The sequence below is a fragment of the Streptomyces sp. NPDC051133 genome (assembly GCF_040682635.1).
Lineage (GTDB): Bacteria > Actinomycetota > Actinomycetes > Streptomycetales > Streptomycetaceae > Streptomyces.
This window is the reverse complement of the sequence record NZ_JBFBBK010000001.1, coordinates 186,460-203,495: the sequence shown is the minus strand read 5'-3', so window position 1 is coordinate 203,495 and position 17,036 is coordinate 186,460. Positions and strand designations below refer to the sequence as shown.

Below are 17,036 nucleotides of genomic sequence, written 5' to 3'. Positions count from 1 at the left end.
CGCCCCGGGAGCCCGGTCGAGCGGCAGCACAGCGCCTTCACAGCACGCCTCCCCCACCGGAGCGGCCTGTGAGCAGTCCAAGACGTTCCGTGGACCGCGCGGAGTCCTGCGCCGCGGTCACCCGGCGCCGCCGGAGGACCCGCGCGTCGATCCGATCCACGGAATCATCCATGGGCGGCGGCCTGATTTCCGGGTCTGGGCCGGGCATGGTGGCCGGCACCGTTCTGGCGCCTGATCCCGCCGGGCAAGCTTAGGAGGTCAGGTCCAGAGGCTGCAGGGTGCTCCAGTAGCTGTGCAGGATCTCCCGGGGCTCGGCCGGCTCGGGGGCCTGCCGAGGCGGCAGGGGCCAGGCCGGCGACCGGTTGGATGTACGGCGGCCCCACAAGCCGACGGCGCATGCGCTCATACAGCTGCCGACGAGCGCAGCTGCGGCGATGGTGAAGGCGCTTCGAGCCCTGGCCGACATGGCATCCCCCCGTTGTGAGGTCTGTCGGAGTCGTGTGTGCGTCCGGGTTGCCCGACAGACCGGCTTCACACACCCGCGGGCGACGAGGCCGGTGCTTCGTAAATGGTCACTGCTGCACGAGGGCCGGAAAGGACTCGGCAATGCGACGTCCGGCGCAGTGCCCATGGCCATCACTTCGATCGGATCCTGCCGGCGACGTGACGGGGCCTGCCGTGGGCAGTCCCTGTGCACGTACGGGTGCATACCGCGGCCCCCGACCGCCGTCTTGCGACCGTCACGGGTCATCTCGACCTGCACACCGCCTGTCATCTCGCTGATGTGCTGCAACCCAATCCCAGTGGATCACCCTGTCCCGCTCTCCGGGTACCGTCAGGGTATGAGTCATCCGCACCCCGAGTTGAAAGCCGCTCCGCCCCTTCCCGAAGGAGGGCTGCGGGTCATCGCCCTGGGCGGCCTGGGTGAGATCGGCCGCAACATGACCGTCTTCGAGCACGCGGGCAAGCTGCTCATCGTCGACTGCGGCGTGCTGTTCCCCGAGGAGACCCAGCCCGGCGTGGACGTGATCCTGCCGGACTTCACCTCGATCCGGGACCGGCTGGACGACATCGTGGCGGTGGTACTCACCCACGGCCACGAGGACCACATCGGCGGCGTGCCGTACCTGCTGCGCGAGCGGTCCGACATCCCCGTCGTCGGCTCCAAGCTGACGCTGGCCTTCCTGGAGGCCAAGCTCAAGGAACACGGCATCCGGCCGCGCACGGTCCGGGTGCGGGAGGGCGACCGGCGTGGCTTCGGGCCCTTCGACTGCGAGTTCGTGGCGGTCAACCACTCCATCCCCGACAGCCTCGCGGTCGCGATCCGCACCCGGGCCGGGATGGTCCTGCACACCGGCGACTTCAAGATGGACCAGTTCCCTCTCGACGACCGCATCACCGATCTGCGCGCCTTCGCCCGCCTCGGCGAGGAGGGCGTGGACCTGTTCCTCACCGACTCCACCAACGCCGAAGTACCCGGCTTCACCACCTCCGAGCGAGAGCTGAACCCGGCGATCGAGCAGGTGATGCGCACCGCGCCACGCCGGGTCATCGTCTCCAGCTTCGCCAGCCATGTGCACCGCATCCAGCAGGTCCTGGACGCCGCCCACCAACACGGCCGCAAGGTCGCCTTCGTCGGCCGATCGATGGTCCGCAACATGGGCATCGCCCGTGACCTGGGCTATTTGAAGGTCCCCTCCGGTCTGGTCGTGAGCACCAAGGAGCTGGAGAAGCTCCCGGACCACAAGGTCACGCTGGTCTGCACCGGCTCCCAGGGCGAACCGATGGCCGCGCTGTCACGCATGGCCAACCGCGACCACCTGATCCGCATCGGCAAGGGCGACACCGTCCTGCTCGCCAGCTCCCTCATCCCCGGTAACGAGAACGCCATCTACCGGGTGATCAACGGACTCACCCGGTGGGGCGCCCACGTGGTCCACAAGGGCAACGCCAAGGTGCACGTCTCCGGGCACGCCAGCGCCGGCGAACTCGTCTACTGCTACAACATCGTCAAGCCCCGCAACGTCATGCCCGTGCACGGCGAATGGCGCCACCTGCGGGCCAACGCCGACCTCGCCATCCGTACCGGTGTGGACCCCGACCGGGTCGTCATCGCCGAGGACGGCGTCGTCGTCGACCTGATCGACGGACGCCCGTCCATCACCGGCAAGGTCCCCGCCGGCAACGTCTATGTGGACGGCATGGAAGTCGGCGGCGCCACCGAAGCGTCCCTCAAGGACCGCCTCACCCTCGCCGCCGAAGGCGTGGTCACGGTGGTGGCGATCGTCGACGCGGACACCGGCGCCCTCGCCGAGGCCCCCGATTTTCTGGCCCGGGGCTTCGTCCACGACGACGCCACCTTCGAGTCGGTCGTCCCCGTCATCGAGAAGACCCTGGCCACCGCGGCCGAGGAAGGCGTCGGGGACGCGCGCCAACTCGAACAGCTCCTCGCCCGCGCCGTGGCGAACTGGGCCTTCCGCACCCACCGCCGCAAGCCCCTCATCATCCCCGTCATCATCGACGCCTGAGCCACAGTCCGGCAGCGGTTGCTGCTCCTTCTTCCTCCGGTTCGCCCCCGTGCCTCCTCCGGCGAGGTCGGGGTGCATCGGTTGGCTCGGGGTGTCGGGATCCGCGGGACCACCAGGCGCACGCGTCGGGCACCGTCGTTCCGATGGCACCCGGACATGGACGCAGGGACCTTCTGGTCGTGGCACCGGAGGCGAGCGAGCGGAGGGGGAAATCTGTCACGGCGAGCACACATCTCCGTGCCTGCCGGAGTTAGGGTTCTCGCACGACGCGGATGGTGCCGGATCCTCCGGAGACCAGTGCCAGGCACGACCGGGTCCCTCGCCGCGTCCCCGAAACGAAGGTGCTATGCCCGCTGAGAACGCCTCCGTCGCCAAGAACCTCGACGATGACGACTATCCCGCCTACACCATGGGGCGGGCGGCGGACGTTCTCGGCACCACCCCCGCCTTCCTCCGGGCCGTCGGTGAAATCGGGCTGATCGCTCCTCTGCGTTCGGAAGGCGGCCACCGCCGTTACTCCCGCCGCCAGTTGCGCATCGCCGCCCGCGCCCGTGAGCTTGTCGACCAGGGCACCCCCATCGAGGCCGCGTGCCGCATCGTCTCACTTGAGGACCAGCTCGACGACGCCCTCCGTCTGAACCGGGAAACACGCCGGAAGCTGGACGAGCACGGCGCAGATACCTAGTCCCGCCACTACAGAAATACACCCCGGCGCGAGGATAATTACCGGACGCTCCGAAAAACGCGTCACCGTCTCCATCCGGCCTGTGTTAACGTGAGAGCAGTTGCAGTTTTGGTTACCAGAGATTTTTTCTTTGCAGAGCTTTCCGGATCCTTCCGGAGGGGTGATCATCGCGGCGACTCGGCTCCGCAAAGTGCGGAGACCGGTACTGCCCCTCAAGGGAGATTCAATATGGCATCTGGCACCGTGAAGTGGTTCAACGCGGAAAAGGGCTTCGGCTTCATCGAGCAGGAGGGCGGCGGCGCTGACGTGTTCGCCCACTACTCGAACATCATCAGCAACGGTGGCTTCCGCGAGCTTCAGGAAGGCCAGAAGGTCAGCTTCGACGTCACGCAGGGCCAGAAGGGCCCGCAGGCCGAGAACATCGTTCCCGCCTGACGCCTGAGGCCGACGCGAACCGTCGCGAGCCACCGGCTCGCGCATCATGTGGCTGGGGCCCGTGCTCTTGGGGTGCGGGCCCCGGTCATTTTCCCGTTTTCCGGATTTCCCGGACCGCCGGCTGCCCCCGCTCCAATACCACGAGGCAGTCCCGGCTCTTCTTTTTTGTTCGGCTCATTCTTGCGAATCCTCGTGCGGCCATCCCCGCTGGACGGAATTCCTCGATACGCCGCATCGAGGAAGGTTCTGTCATGAACCGCACCCCCCGCCACACCCCCATCGCTTCCGGAAGCCGCTTTCGTACGCAGGGGACGGGCCGCCCAGGTCCCCGTCCGGGTACCGGACGAAAGACCGGCCAGGGCGCACGCTCCGCCCCGCGCCGACAGGAGTTCGCCCTGCCGGTCACCCTCACCGAGCCGCTGCCGGCGGTCGAGACGTTCGCCGAACTGGACATGCCCGCAAGGCTGTTGAGCGCACTCCGCACCGAGGGCGTGTCCGTGCCCTTCCCGATCCAGGCGGCCACACTGCCGAACGCACTGGCCGGCCGGGACGTCCTGGGCCGGGGTCGGACGGGCTCGGGCAAGACGCTCGCCTTCGGCCTGCCGGTACTGGCCCGTCTGGACGGGCAGCGGGCCGAGCCCCGGCAGCCGCTGGCCCTCGTACTCGTCCCCACCCGGGAACTGGCCCAGCAGGTCACCGACGCGCTCACCCCCTACGCCCGCGCCCTGGGGCTGCGGCTCGCCACCGTGGTGGGCGGCATGTCGATAGGCCGCCAGGCGGGTGCGCTGCGCGCCGGCGCCGAGGTCGTCGTGGCGACGCCCGGCCGCCTCAAGGACCTCATCGAGCGGGGGGCCTGCCGGCTGGACCGGGTCGCCGTCACCGTGCTGGACGAGGCCGACCAGATGGCCGACATGGGTTTCATGCCGCAGGTGACCGCGCTGCTCGACCAAGTTCCCGCGAGCGGCCAGCGGTTGCTGTTCTCGGCCACGCTGGACCGTAACATCGACCTCCTGGTACGCCGCTACCTGCACGACCCCGTGGTGCACTCGGTCGACCCGTCCGGGGGAGCCGTCACCACCATGGAGCACCACCTGCTGCACGTACGCGACGCCGACAAGGACGACGCCGCGACCGAGATCGCCGCCCGCGACGGACGCGTGCTCATGTTCCTGGACACCAAGCACGCGGTGGACCGGCTCACCGAGCACCTGCTGTCCGTCGGGGTACGAGCCTCGGCCCTGCACGGCGGCAAGTCCCAGTCGCAGCGCAACCGGACGCTCGCCCAGTTCAAGGACGGCCATGTCACGGTCCTGGTGGCGACCAACGTCGCCGCCCGCGGAATCCACGTCACGGGCCTCGACCTCGTCGTGAACGTCGACCCTCCCGGCGACCACAAGGACTACCTCCACCGCGGCGGCCGTACCGCACGCGCCGGCGAGTCCGGCACCGTCGTCACCCTCGTGCTGCCGCACCAGCGGCGCGCAGTGGACCGTCTGATGGCCGACGCCGGCATCGCTCCGCGCACCGCCCGGATCCGCCCGGGCGAGGCGGAGCTTCGGCGCATCACCGGCGCCCGGATCCCCTCCGGCGTTCCCGTCGTCCTCGCCGCACCGGTCGAAGGACGACGATCCGAGGGCAAGGGATCCGTCGGCCGGCATCACAGGAGCCGGGCCGCCGCCCGGGGCCGTCGGCCTGCACCGAGGAACAACCCCTAGCTCAAGCCTGAGGAAGCGCTCCCTGCGGTCGGGACGGGCCGTCGCCCGTGCTGCCCGCCCCGACGAAGAGGTGAAGCCCTTGACGACGTTTCCGCCCCGAACGGAGTTGCTCGACAGCGCCGACGGCGCCGGTCCGACCGCCCGCGACGCCATGGATGCTCCCGGGCCGCAGGTCGACGACCACATGGCGGTCGACGTGGCCCTGTCCGTACTCATCGGTGCGCGTGTCCCGCACCTGCTCCTCCGGGACGAGGACGGTCGATGCGCGGGACTGGTCACCCGGGCCCAGCTCGCCGCACACCGCGGCGGCTCGTGGTACAGCGACGGGACACGGCTGCGGGACATCCCACTCGACCGCGGGCCGTTCACCTCGTCCACATCGATACTCGGTGAGGCGGAGGCCGCCATGCGGATCCGGACACTGGACGTGTCCCCCGTGATCGACGAACACGGCTACGCCCTGGGCGTGCTCGCTCTCACGCCCTGACCGTCGTACCGACTCCGCCCGACCAGCCGTCACCCGGTCACCGTCCCCCGGCACTCTCCCCACTTCGTGGAGGCAGCCATGCGCTGTGTCATCGCCCGGTACCCCTTCGACCTGACCAAGATCGAGATCGAACGGTCCATGACCGGCGTCCCGCCCGAACCCGTCAGCGGCGTGTCTGTCACCATCGACCGCCGTGTCTACCCCGTGATGCAGGTCGGGGAAGTGATCACCAGGCAGAACCGCCGTGACTTCACGGTGGCCGAGATGCGCCGGGCGCTGACCCGACTCGGCTTCACCTGCCACGACGGGCGCCCGCTCGCGCCGAGCTGGGAGGCGCGGGCGGACGACGACGCGCTCGGCTGGTGAACGATTCCGAGATCGACGGCAGGTGAATCGTCGTTCGCGGGTTGGAACACCGAAGGATGTGGCACCCGGCTGGTGGCGGGCCGGAGGCGCCAACCGCGTCCCGCAGGCCACGACGGTTCGGCAATGAGCCGCACGGCCCAACGAGGCCCCGGTACGGCCCGCCGGCCCGGTTGTCGTCGCGGGACTGCCCGGCGACAACCGGTGCGGCCGCCCCGAGCCGTACCCCATCCATCCCCTCCCGCACAGAGCGTGGCAGAGGAACCTCTCGGAACTCCGGTGCCGGTGATCATCCGATGAGGGTGCGCAGGGGCTCACCCCGGTTCAATGCCCCGCGCCGATCACTCTGGACTACGGAAACGCCCAGCCGTCAGTCCTTGGGCTTGATTCGCCCGTCGGTCCTCGCTGATCGTCTTGCCGTCGCTCTGCAGGGCGACAAAGCTGGCTTTGAGAAGAAATCGAACAACCTCGGATCAGGAGGAACCCACAGCCCGCCGGTAAAGGATCAAAGGGAGAGGGAGTCATGGCGACGCAGAGTTCCGAGACGTCGGCGACTCCGATGGATGCCGCGCCGACCGTGTCCAGGCAGCCCGACGGTGTCGGGAAGCGGGTCGGGGAGATAGCGGAGATCACCGTCCTCTGGGACGTCGAGCCAGGCGGGGCGGAGCGGTTCCGCCGGCACGCCGACCAGATCCAGGACGATGCCTTTCACTACGAGAAGCTCGTCGGCACTGTCCACGACTTCCGCGTCACGTTCATCAACAACGACACCCAGGCCATAGGCGCGGTCACCTATGACGGTGACTTCAAGCCGTACATAGCAGACATCTTCGCCAACGCGGCGCCGTGGTTCGACGAGATGTTCGAGGGTGTGCTCAAGGGCTACCCCGGGGCGAGCAATCCCGGCATCGTCGACTGGTTGACGCCGAAGATCGTGGAGGCCGACATGTGGTACGCCTCCAATCCGAGCATGACCGTCAAGGACACCGCCAAGGCCCAGAAGGTCTCGGAGGCGTTCAACTCGCTGCTGGACGCGGCGGCCGGCTAGCGGCATGGCTCCCCTCGGTCGTCGCCGCCCCCGCGGCCCGTCCGTCGGAAGGCGACGCGTCCCCGGCAGTCGTGTCCCCTCCCAGGTGCCGCGGCTGTGCCCCTGACGCCTGGAGTACCCATCAGGCGGCCCGGCAACGGCGCCCGGGTGCCGGGCCGGGCCTCTTCAGCGAAGGTCGCACCGTCATGTCCGACCACTTCTCCGGCATGCGAGCCGAGGCCGATCCAGCCATCGACCTCGCCGATCTCTACGCCTTTCCCAGCCCGTCGCGGACCGGCCGGCTCGTCCTCGTCATGGACGTCTTCCCCAATGCCCGCCCAGGGGCTCTGTTCTCCGACGCCGCGAGCTACCGGTTCCTTCTCCGCCCGGTGGCCGTCACGGTGGATCGTCCCGGTTCGCCATTCGAACTCGGCGCCGATGAGTACGCGTTCACCTGCACGTTCTCAGGCCCGGTCGAGTCGGATACCGAGGGAGAGCTGCCGCAGTGGGGAACGTGCGTGGTCCCGGAGGGCGAATCGGTGGCGTTCCAGGTGGACGACGAACGGGGTGGCGAGGGCCAGGGCGTACGCGTCTACGCCGGGCTGCGGCTGGACCCCTTCTTCATGGACGTCGGCAAGGAGGTGGCGACGCGCGCGGAGCGGCGGCTCGCCTTCCTCCCGAAGGGAACCAACACAGCTCAAGATCTCGATGTGCTGAGCATCGTCGTCGAGTTCGACGTCGCCTCCCAGCTCGGGCCGGCCTCGGGGACGGTGTTCGCCGTCGCCGCGGAGACCGTCACGGCCGGTCCCTATCCGCTGCGCCTCGAGCGGCTCGGCCGCCCGGAGGTGAAGAACGTTCTCCTGTCGGAGAACGGGGTCGACACCGCGAACACGGTCGTGGATCTGCGCGATCTCTACAACGAAGAGGATCCCTTCGGGCCGGGGCCGCGCCACCTGGCCGCCTACCGCTCGCGGCTGAACGCCAACCTGGCGTTCTTCGACGGTCTCGACGACAAGACCGACTGGCAGACGGGCCCGGACGGGACGCACCCGCTGACCGACCTGCTGCTCGCCGACTTCCTGGTCGTGGACGTGGCGAGGCCCTATGCCGAGGACAGTTACTTCGAGATCGAGCGCGCTGTGCTGGAGGGGCGGCCGTACGCGTCCTGTGGCGGCCGCTCGCTCGACGACGACGTCATCGACACGCTGTACACACTGATCGTCAACGCTTTCCGCGGCCCGCGGGTCAGCGACGGTGTCGACCGGGCGACCGCTCCGGCCGCCCGTGAGTTCCCGTACCTGGCACCGCCCAACCTCCACCCGCCCGCACCGGTGTCCGTGCCGACGGCCTCCGCAGGCCGATGACAGGCGGCTCCACGGCGGCCGACCGTGTGAGCACCGGGATCAAGCCCGGCCTTTCCGCGGGGCCGGTGACGACGACCGGCGTGATCGCGATGCGCAATCTCGACGCGCGTATCGAGGGCCTGACAGATCAGGCGTCGCGGGAGAGCCTGACCGGCGCCGGATGGGGCGAGTTGGTGGAGCTGACCGCTCTGCGCGGGCATGTGCGGGGCCGTATCGACGAGGCCGAGCACGCCGCGTCGCTGGCCGATGCCTTCGTCGACCGGATGCCGCGCGATCCTCGGTCCCGTGTGGCCCGCGCCAGGCTGGCCGCCTGCTTTCACCGCTTCCCGGCCGCGCTGGCCGATCTCGACGCGGCGGCGGCGCTGGGACTCGATCGGCGAAGCCTGGACGAGGAGCGGGCTGCCGTTCACCAGTCGGCCGGACGGTACGACGCGGCGCTCGCCCTGCACCGGCACGCGCTGTCGCGGCGGCACGACTTCAGCACCCTGGGCGCCCTCGCCCGCTGTCACGCCGAGCGCGGGGAGGCGGCCGATGCCGAAAGCTGGTTCATGGCGGCGAGGCATGGTTACCGCGGAGTGAGTCCCTTGCCGCTCGCGGTGCTCGAATTCCAGTGTGGGCAGGCGTGGCTGTACAGGGACAGTCCGGCACATGCGCGCCCCTGGCTGGAGTCGGCGACCCGCCGGCTGCCGTCCTACGTGCCGGCGCAGGCCCGTCTGGCCGGAATCGACGCCGGCCAGGGCGACGCCGCCGTGGCGGTCGGGGAGCTGCGCCGGATCGCGCTCGACAGTGACGATCCGTACTACGAGGCTCAGCTCGCCGGCGTCCTGGGCGAGAGAGGGGAGTGGGGCGAGGCGCGGTTCTGGCGTGCCCGGGCCGCCGCTCACTACGAGAGCTTGCTGGCGCGCCACCCCGAAGCGTATGCCGATCACGCGGCGGAGTTCTGGCTCACGGTGGGCGGCGACCCTCGGCGGGCCCTTCGGCTGGCGCTGTGGAACCTCGCGCTTCGGCCCACTCCGCGTGCCCGCGCCCTCGTCGAACGGGCGAGACGCCGTGTCGGAGAGCAGCAAGAGAACCAGCGATTGGTACAAATCGGCCGACGCTTCGCCGAGGGGATGACATGACGACGGTTGACGGCCCACCTCTGCAACTCGACGACATCCAAGGCATCGTGCTGCGCACCCGGCCGTCCCCGTACGTCGGCACCTACATCCTGCTGCGGGTGGACGACCCCCGCGCCGGCCGTGAGCTGATGGGCCGCCTGGCCGGACTGGTCGACTCCGCCGCCAACTGGTGGCAGCCGCCCCTGCCGGCGCTCCTCAACGTCGCGGTGACCCACCGGGGGCTCGAAGCGCTCCAGGTGCCGCCCACCTCCCTGAACAGCTTCCCGGAGGAGTTCCGGCAGGGCATGGCGGCACGGGCCGAGTTCCTGGGCGACACCGGCGAGAGCGCGCCCGCGCACTGGGAACCGCCCTTCGGCACCGGTCAGGTGCACATCATGCTGTCCCTCGTCGCCGCCGACCAGGAGTCGCTGGCGGTCGTCCTCGAACGGGCCCGGCAGGCGCGCGTGCAGCTCCCGGGCGTGCAGGTGGTGTACCGGCAGGAGCTGTACCAGCTGTCCTCGGGGCGTACCAGCTTCGGCTACAAGGACGGCATCAGCAATCCCGCGGTGGAAGGCAGCGGCGCGGACAACCCGCCGGGTGGCGGTCCCACCCTCAAGGCGGGTGAGTTCGTGCTGGGCTATCCCGACGAGACGGGGAACCTGCCGCCGATGCCGGAGCCGGATGTGCTGGGACGCAACGGTACGTTCGTCGTGTGGCGGAAGCTGCACACGCGCGTCGCCGCCTTCCGCCGGTACCTCCGCGACAACGCCGAGAGCCCGGAAGAGGAGTCGCTGCTCGCCGCGAAGATCGTAGGGCGCTGGCCGAGCGGAGCCCCCTTGATCCTCGCGCCCGAGTCGGACGATCCGGACCTGGGCGCGGACGAGCAGCGCAACAACGACTTCGACTACGCGTCCGATCCGCGTGGGGCGGTCTGCCCGCACGGTGCCCACGCCAGGCGTGCCAATCCGCGCGATTCGGAGATCATCGGGGACGTCGACCTCCACCGGCTGATCCGGCGGAGCACCAGTTACGGGCCGCCGCTGCCCGCCGGCACCGTGGACGACGACGGTGCCGACCGCGGCATCGTGTTCATCGCCGTCAACGCGCACCTCGACCGCCAGTTCGAGTTCGTGAAGTCGCAATGGTTCAACGACGGCAACTTCACCGGTCTCGACGTGGAGAAGGATCTGCTCACCGGCGACAACGACGGCTCGGGCGTCTTCACGATCCCGCAGCACCCCGTACGGCGCCGCCTGCACGGTGTCGAGCGCTTCGTCACGACGCGGGGCGGCGAATACTTCTTCCTCCCCAGCCTCAGCGCACTCCGCTGGCTGGCCGATCCGGGCACCTGACCCGATCCATGCACCGGCGGGCTTCTGGCTTGAGATCCAGGAGGGCGGTCGGCTCGCTGACCCGGTCCGAGAGACAGGAGGTGATCGACATGGACGTACGGCCCATCCTTGTCACCGGCGTGGGTGGCACCGTCGGCGGAGTCGGACGCATGGTCTTGGACCATGTACGGGCGCGGGGTGTGCCGGTGCGGGCTCTGGCGCATCACGACGACGAGCGGGCCACGGCGCTGCGGGCCCTGGGCGGGGTGGAGGTGGTGGTCGGCGATCTCACGCGTGGCGCCGACGTGGTGGAGGCACTCGCGGGCTGCCGCCGGGCCTACTTCGGGATGGGTGTGTCACCGGCGTACCTGGAGGCCGCCACGACGGTCGCGGCGGCCGCCCGGGACAGTGGCGACCTCGATCTGCTGGTGAGCATCTCGCAGATGACGGTGTCTCAGATGAGCCTCACCAGCGCTGCCGAATCCCGCCAGCAGCGGCTGCACTGGCTGTCCGAGCACGTCCTCGACTGGTCGGAGGTACCGGTCGTGCACGTGCGGCCCACGGTGTTCATGGAGAATCCGCTCTTCGCCCTGGTCGCCGCCGCCTCGGCCCGGCGGGACGGCACCATCCGCCTCCCGTTCGGCTCCGCCCGGACCTCCCCGGTCGCCGCGGCCGACGTGGCAGAGGTGATCGCCCATCTCCTGCTCGCCCCGTCCTCGCCGCCCCGCCGGGTCTACGAACTGACCGGGGCGCGCTCGCGCGACATGGCAGCCGTCGCCGCCGAATTCTCGGCAGCCCTCGGCCGTCCCGTGACCTACGTCGACGTGCCGTACCAGGAGTGGCTGGAGGACGACCTGAAGAGGCAGAACCTGCCGCCCCACACCTTCGAGCACATCGCCACCATGGCACGGCTGCACCGCGACAACCGCTACGACCGGACCACGAACGACATCCCCGAACTCCTCGGACGCCCACCCCTGGGCTTCGACCATCTCCTGCGGAACACACCTGCCGCGTAGCACCACTGCCGCGCTCGCACACTCCGCGTGAGCGCAGCGGTCGTACCGATCCGTTGCGCTCAAGGCCCTCGACCGGGTCGCCGCTCTCGAACCGAAGTCTCCGGCGCCGGGGCGGCCGGCCCGCACCGGTGCCGGGTGTCCGGGCCACCGAGAGGCGGGCTTCGCGCCGGCTGCGCGGCGACAAGCCTCTCAGGGGCGGCCGACGGCGGTCCGTGTGTCGCCGTGGGCCTTCTCGAGGCGCAGGGCCGCCTCCTCGGCCGTGCAGTGGGCGAGGAGCATGACGATGGCGGTCTTGGCGTGGCCGTCGGCGGCCCGCAGCGCGTCGGCGGCGGTGTCGGGGTCGGCGCCGGTCGCCTGGACGACGATGCGGCGGGCCCGGTCGACCAGTTTCTCGTTGCTGGCCTTGACGTCGACCATGAGGTTTCCGTACGCCTTGCCCAGACGCACCATCGAGGCGGTGGAGAGCATGTTGCAGACCATCTTCTCGGCGGTGCCGGCCTTGAGCCGGGTCGACCCCGTGAGGACCTCGGGGCCGGTGGGGACCTCGATCGGGATGTCGGCGTACCGGCTGACGACCGCGTCGCGGTTGCAGGCGACCGACACCGTGACGGCACCCTTGCCCGCAGCGTGCCGCAGACCGCCGACGACGTAGGGGGTGCGGCCGCTGGCGGCGAGCCCGACGACCGTGTCCCGGTCGTTCACCCCGATCTCGTCGAGGTCGGCGACCGCCCTCATCGGCTCGTCCTCCGCCCCCTCCACCGCGACGACGAAGGCGCCCGGGCCGCCGGAGAGCAACCCCACGACCTGTTCGGGGGAGGTGCCGAAGGTCGGCGGGCACTCGACGGCGTCGAGCAGGCCGATGCGGCCGCTGGTGCCGGCGCCGAGGTAGATCAGCCGCCCGCCCCGCCGCAGGGACCCGGTGATCGCCTCGACGGCGGCCCCGATCCGAGGGAGGGCGTCACGTACCGCGTCGACGGCGGTGCGGTCCTCGTCGTTCATGACCGAGAGCAGCTCGGTGACCGGCATGCGGTCCAGATCAGCGGTCCGCTCGTTGCGGGTCTCGGTGCCGAGTGTGCTGAGGTCCACGGCGAGGCCGTCCTTTCGGGGGTGGTGCTCAAGGGTGGTGCCGGAGGGTGAGCGCGGGGCCGGCGGTCAGTCGCCGGTCGGTGTGCGGCGCTGCGACGGCTGGCGCCTGCGGCGCTGGACCGCGCCGTAGGTCTTCTCCAGCGCCGCGGTCGTGACCTCGTAGGACCGCTGCGCGACGCCGACGAACAGGCAGTCGATGAGCGCGAGTTGGGCGATACGGCTGACCGTCGCGCCGGAGCGGAACGGCGTCTCCCGTGCGCTGGTCGTCAGCACGAGGTCCGCGCTCTGCGCGAGGGCGGAGCGCGGGACGTTGGTGAGGGCGATCGTGGTGGCGCCGCGTTCGGCGGCGGCCTGCAGGGGCTCGACGGTGTCCTCGGTCTCTCCGGAGTGGGAGATCGCGAGGGCCACGTCGCCGGGGCCGAGGAGGGCGGCGGCGGTGAGCGCGGCGTGCCGGTCGGTCCAGATGAACGCCATGCGGCCGATGCGGTGGAGCTTCTGGTGCAGGTCCTGGCCGACGAACGCGCTGGCGCCGACGCCGAAGATGTCGATCCTGCACGCTCCGGACACGGCCTCCACGGCCCGGTCCAGCACCTCGACGTCCACCCCCGCCCCGGTGTCCTCCAGGGCGCGCACCTCGTTGTAGATGATCTTGCTGATGATCTCGCCCAGGGTGTCGGTGGCACTGATGTCGGTGCCCGGTGCCGGGCGATCGCCGCTGAGAGCGTGCTCGCGGGCGGCCGCGGCGGCCAACGCGAGGCGCAGTTGCGGGTAGTTGGTGATCTCGATGGCCCGACAGAAGCGCATCACCGTCGCCCCCGAGGTCTCGGCCCGCTTGGCGAGTGCGCCGATGGACAGTTCCGCCGCCTGCGCCGGGTCGGCCAGGACGGCCTCGGCCACCCGCCGCTCCGACGGCGCCAGGGACGGCAGGGCCGTCCGGATGCGCGCCAGGGTCCCGGTGGCGGAGGTGTCCTCCATGGGGCGGTCCGGTATGCGAGGTGTTTCGGTGCGGGCCATGGGCCGTTCCTCCTGAGTGGGTGGTGCCACCGTAACCACGCCCTCGGCCGTGCGTCAAAAAGTTACGGCCCGAATCATGCAACGTTACTTATTGACATCCGGAGTCCGTCGTTCTGATACTCGCTGAATCGTGCTCCGTGCCGGTCTCCGGCTTCGGGCCGTCCCCGTGGCGGGCCCGCGCGACACATCCCCGATGACACGAAGGCGTGCCGTATGACAGCAGTAGTCGCGGTGGACCTGGGCAAGACCGGCTGCCGTGCCGCGTTGTGGAACGGCGGTGACGGCCCTCCCCCGCAGGTTCACGAAGTGCCCGGCGCCCCCGGGCTCGCCGCGGAGAACGGAGTGGCGGCCGCCCGCGCCGCCGTCCTCGCCGCCGTATGCCCCCTCCTCGAACGGGAGCCACGGCCTGCCGCGGTCTGTGTCGGCGCCGCGGGAGCGGCGGCCGCACCCGAGGCGGCCCGCGCGCTGGCCGGCCTGCTCCTCGCGGACCTGCCCGCGGACGAGGTGGCCGTCACCAGCGACGCCGTCACCGCCCACGCGGGCGCCCTCGGCGGCCGCACCGGCGTGGTGCTCGCGATCGGCACCGGGTCCGTCGCGATCGGCATCGGGGACGACGGGTCGTACGCCCGCGTCGACGGGTGGGGGCCCTGGCTCGGCGACGAGGGCAGTGGCGCCTGGATCGGCGCGGCCGGGCTGCGGGCCGCACTGCGGGCCCACGACGGTCGCGGGCCGGACACCGCGCTCCTGGCCGCCGCCGTCGAACGCTTCGGCGACCCGGACCAGCTGCCTGTGGCCGTCGGCCAGGGCGGCAACCCGGCCCGCGCCGCCGCGTCCTTCGCGCCGGACGTCGCGCGCCTGGCCGCCGCGGGCGACACCGCCGCGTCGGCGATCGTCCGGGACGCCGCAGCCGCTCTCGGCGAGGCCGTGCTCGCCGCCGCCCGGCGGATCGGCGGCGACGCCCCGTCCGTCACCGTCACGGGCGGGCTCACGGGCCTGGGCGAGCCGCTCCTCGGGCCGTTGCGCTCGGCACTGGCCCGCTCCCCGCGTCCGCTCCGTCTGCGCTCCCCGCTCGGTCAACCGCTGGACGGTGCGCGCCTGCTGGCGCTTCAGGCCCGCGCGCCGCACGAGCCCCACGTCGTCCGCGTGCGACGGGCGGCACCCTTCTCCCCTGTCCCCACCTCGCCGGTTCCCCCGCCGGCCCTTGCCTAGGAGTGACCGTGCGTCAACTCGACCTCGTGGTGATCGTCGCCTATCTGGTGGCGATCGCCGTGATCGGACTACGTCTGGCCGGCCGGCAGAGCACCTCGAAGGACTACTTCGTCGGCGAAGGCAGCATGCCGTGGTGGACGGTCTCGTTCTCCGTGGTGGCCACCGAGACCAGCGTGCTCACCGTCATCAGCGTGCCCGGCGGCGCGTACAGCGGGCAGGGCTTCGGGAACGTCGAACTGGCCCTCGGCTACGTCATCGGCCGCGTCGTCGTGGCCACCGTGCTGATCCCCCTGTACAAGCGCGGTGGCTTCGTCAGCGCCTACCAGTACCTGGGCAGCCGATTCGGGCGGAAGCTGCAGGGGCTCGCCTCGGTGACGTTCGTCTTCACCCGGCTCCTCGCGGAGGGCGTCCGGCTGTTCGCCTCCGCCATCCCGATCAAACTGCTGCTCGACGAGTTCGGTGTGCACGCGAGCTACCGCGCCATCATCATCGTGCTCACCCTGATCACCGTCGTCTACACCTACCTCGGCGGCATCAAGGCCGTCATCTGGACCGACGCCATCCAGATGGGCCTGTACCTGGGCGGCGCGATCCTCGCCATCGCCGTGCTGTCCGGCCACGTCGGCGGCTCCGGCTTCTCGCAGGCGCTGCACAGCGGTCACTTCAAGCTGTTCGACACCGACTTCTCCCTGGCGCACGTACTGACCAGCCCGTTCGCCCTGCCCACCGCGATCGTCGGCGGCGCCATCTTCGCCATGGCCAGCCACGGCTCCGACCAGCTGATCGTCCAGCGGGTCCTGGCCACCCGCTCGCTGCGCGACGGCCAGAAGGCCATCATCGCCTCCGGCGTCTTCGTCATCCTCCAGTTCGCCGCGTTCTCCCTCGTCGGCGCCCTGCTGTGGTCGTACAACCAGGGCAAGGACTTCAAGGCACTGGGCCTGAGCAGCTCCGACAACCTCTACCCGGACTTCATCCTGCACGGACTGCCGGTGGTGATCTCCGGTCTGCTCGTCGCGGGCATCCTGGGCGCCGCGATGGGCTCCCTGTCCTCGGCGCTGAACTCCATGTCGAACTCGGCGGTCTCCGACATCATCCACAGCTTCTTCCGCAGCACGCCGTCCGAGGAGTCGCTGCTGAAGCTCGCCCGGGTGATGACGCTGGTGTGGGCGGTGCTGATGGCGGTCTTCGCCTGCGCCTTCAGCACGAGCACCGGCAACGTGTATCTGACGGGTCTGACGATCGCGGGCTACACCTACGGCGCCCTGCTCGGCGCGTTCCTGCTCGGGCGCATCGTGCGGCGCGCAGGCGAGATCGACTCCGTCGTGGCGTTCCTGGTGACGGTCGGCGTGATGACGTACATCGTGCGCTCCGTCAAGATCGACGTCACCGTGGCCGGTGCCACCGTGCCGACCGCCATCGCCGCGCAGTGGCTCGTCCCGATCGGTGTCGTGATCACCCTGGCCGTCGGCGGCCTGATGAGCCTGTTCCACCGCGCCCCCGAGACCGCCGTGATCCCCGTCGCCGACGACGAGAAGGGCTCCGGCTCCGAGCCCGTCGCCACGGCCGCGGGCCTCGACTGACGGCGCACAGCCCCATTCGGGTGCGGAGTCGCCTCGGCGGCGCCGCACCCGGGGGGGGGGGCGCCGCCCCCCCCCCCCCCCCCCCCCGCGGGC

15 protein-coding genes are annotated in these 17,036 nt (G+C 70.6%); 13 read left to right on the top strand and 2 right to left on the bottom strand.

What is annotated here, in order from left to right; genetic code table 11:
- Window positions 1–842 precede the first annotated feature (842 nt).
- The 11 genes from AB0N17_RS00970 to AB0N17_RS00920 all read left to right on the top strand — a co-directional run bounded on the left by AB0N17_RS00970 (window position 843) and on the right by AB0N17_RS00920 (window position 12,054).
- Window positions 843–2,528 carry a ribonuclease J gene (locus tag AB0N17_RS00970; protein WP_366008910.1) on the top strand — a complete coding sequence of 562 codons (1,686 nt, stop codon included), beginning with the start codon at window positions 843–845 and terminating at the stop codon, window positions 2,526–2,528.
- Window positions 2,529–2,874: 346 nt separating this feature from the next.
- Entirely contained in the window at window positions 2,875–3,213 is a 339-nt protein-coding gene (locus AB0N17_RS00965) for a helix-turn-helix domain-containing protein (RefSeq protein WP_366008909.1), read from the top strand.
- 228 nt (window positions 3,214–3,441) lie between these two features.
- Entirely contained in the window at window positions 3,442–3,648 is a 207-nt protein-coding gene (locus AB0N17_RS00960) for a cold-shock protein (RefSeq protein ID WP_020943091.1), read from the top strand.
- Window positions 3,649–3,899: 251 nt separating this feature from the next.
- The gene (locus tag AB0N17_RS00955; protein WP_366008908.1) at window positions 3,900–5,363 is read left to right on the top strand and encodes a DEAD/DEAH box helicase; all 1,464 of its coding nucleotides are present in this window, start codon (window positions 3,900–3,902) and stop codon (window positions 5,361–5,363) included.
- A gap of 151 nt (window positions 5,364–5,514) precedes the next feature.
- On the top strand, window positions 5,515–5,850 hold the full coding sequence (locus AB0N17_RS00950) for a hypothetical protein (protein ID WP_366009145.1): 336 nt from the start codon (window positions 5,515–5,517) through the stop codon (window positions 5,848–5,850).
- A 78-nt stretch (window positions 5,851–5,928) separates the two neighbouring features.
- Entirely contained in the window at window positions 5,929–6,216 is a 288-nt protein-coding gene (locus AB0N17_RS00945) for an SCO5918 family protein (RefSeq protein ID WP_366008907.1), read from the top strand.
- Between the two features lie 520 nt (window positions 6,217–6,736).
- A complete protein-coding gene (locus tag AB0N17_RS00940; RefSeq protein ID WP_366008906.1) occupies window positions 6,737–7,261 on the top strand; it encodes a hypothetical protein in 525 nt (174 codons plus the stop codon).
- Window positions 7,262–7,446: 185 nt separating this feature from the next.
- Window positions 7,447–8,604, top strand: a complete 1,158-nt coding sequence (locus AB0N17_RS00935; RefSeq protein ID WP_366008905.1) for a DUF4331 family protein — start codon at window positions 7,447–7,449, stop codon at window positions 8,602–8,604.
- 26 nt (window positions 8,605–8,630) lie between these two features.
- On the top strand, window positions 8,631–9,725 hold the full coding sequence (locus AB0N17_RS00930) for a hypothetical protein (protein WP_366008904.1): 1,095 nt from the start codon (window positions 8,631–8,633) through the stop codon (window positions 9,723–9,725).
- On the top strand, window positions 9,722–11,056 hold the full coding sequence (locus AB0N17_RS00925) for a Dyp-type peroxidase (protein ID WP_366008903.1): 1,335 nt from the start codon (window positions 9,722–9,724) through the stop codon (window positions 11,054–11,056). Before AB0N17_RS00930 ends, AB0N17_RS00925 begins: the two co-directional genes overlap by 4 nt.
- A gap of 89 nt (window positions 11,057–11,145) precedes the next feature.
- Complete coding sequence (locus AB0N17_RS00920) at window positions 11,146–12,054, top strand: NAD(P)H-binding protein (protein ID WP_366008902.1); 909 nt, start codon at window positions 11,146–11,148, stop codon at window positions 12,052–12,054.
- Window positions 12,055–12,243: 189 nt separating this feature from the next.
- On the opposite strand, the gene murQ is transcribed toward AB0N17_RS00920, so the two are convergent.
- Window positions 12,244–13,140 (bottom strand): N-acetylmuramic acid 6-phosphate etherase, encoded by an 897-nt coding sequence (murQ, locus tag AB0N17_RS00915; RefSeq protein WP_366008901.1) that lies wholly within the window; start codon window positions 13,138–13,140, stop codon window positions 12,244–12,246.
- Window positions 13,141–13,206: 66 nt separating this feature from the next.
- On the bottom strand, window positions 13,207–14,115 hold the full coding sequence (locus tag AB0N17_RS00910) for a MurR/RpiR family transcriptional regulator (protein WP_366009144.1): 909 nt from the start codon (window positions 14,113–14,115) through the stop codon (window positions 13,207–13,209).
- Between the two features lie 252 nt (window positions 14,116–14,367).
- Between AB0N17_RS00910 and AB0N17_RS00905 the strand changes: the two genes are divergently transcribed.
- Together AB0N17_RS00905 and AB0N17_RS00900 are read left to right on the top strand one after the other, a co-directional pair.
- Entirely contained in the window at window positions 14,368–15,363 is a 996-nt protein-coding gene (locus AB0N17_RS00905; protein WP_366008900.1) for a BadF/BadG/BcrA/BcrD ATPase family protein, read from the top strand.
- Between the two features lie 8 nt (window positions 15,364–15,371).
- Window positions 15,372–16,943 carry a sodium:solute symporter gene (locus AB0N17_RS00900; protein ID WP_366008899.1) on the top strand — a complete coding sequence of 524 codons (1,572 nt, stop codon included), beginning with the start codon at window positions 15,372–15,374 and terminating at the stop codon, window positions 16,941–16,943.
- The last annotated feature ends 93 nt before the right edge of the window (window positions 16,944–17,036 follow it).

Coding starts and splice junctions, on each gene's coding strand:
- AB0N17_RS00970 (WP_366008910.1), top strand. CDS start 843: ATGAGTCATCCGCACCCCGAGTTGAAAGCCGCTCCGCCCCTTCCCGAA.
- AB0N17_RS00965 (WP_366008909.1), top strand. CDS start 2,875: ATGCCCGCTGAGAACGCCTCCGTCGCCAAGAACCTCGACGATGACGAC.
- AB0N17_RS00960 (WP_020943091.1), top strand. CDS start 3,442: ATGGCATCTGGCACCGTGAAGTGGTTCAACGCGGAAAAGGGCTTCGGC.
- AB0N17_RS00955 (WP_366008908.1), top strand. CDS start 3,900: ATGAACCGCACCCCCCGCCACACCCCCATCGCTTCCGGAAGCCGCTTT.
- AB0N17_RS00950 (WP_366009145.1), top strand. CDS start 5,515: ATGGATGCTCCCGGGCCGCAGGTCGACGACCACATGGCGGTCGACGTG.
- AB0N17_RS00945 (WP_366008907.1), top strand. CDS start 5,929: ATGCGCTGTGTCATCGCCCGGTACCCCTTCGACCTGACCAAGATCGAG.
- AB0N17_RS00940 (WP_366008906.1), top strand. CDS start 6,737: ATGGCGACGCAGAGTTCCGAGACGTCGGCGACTCCGATGGATGCCGCG.
- AB0N17_RS00935 (WP_366008905.1), top strand. CDS start 7,447: ATGTCCGACCACTTCTCCGGCATGCGAGCCGAGGCCGATCCAGCCATC.
- AB0N17_RS00925 (WP_366008903.1), top strand. CDS start 9,722: ATGACGACGGTTGACGGCCCACCTCTGCAACTCGACGACATCCAAGGC.
- AB0N17_RS00920 (WP_366008902.1), top strand. CDS start 11,146: ATGGACGTACGGCCCATCCTTGTCACCGGCGTGGGTGGCACCGTCGGC.
- AB0N17_RS00910 (WP_366009144.1), bottom strand. CDS start 14,115: ATGGAGGACACCTCCGCCACCGGGACCCTGGCGCGCATCCGGACGGCC.
- AB0N17_RS00905 (WP_366008900.1), top strand. CDS start 14,368: ATGACAGCAGTAGTCGCGGTGGACCTGGGCAAGACCGGCTGCCGTGCC.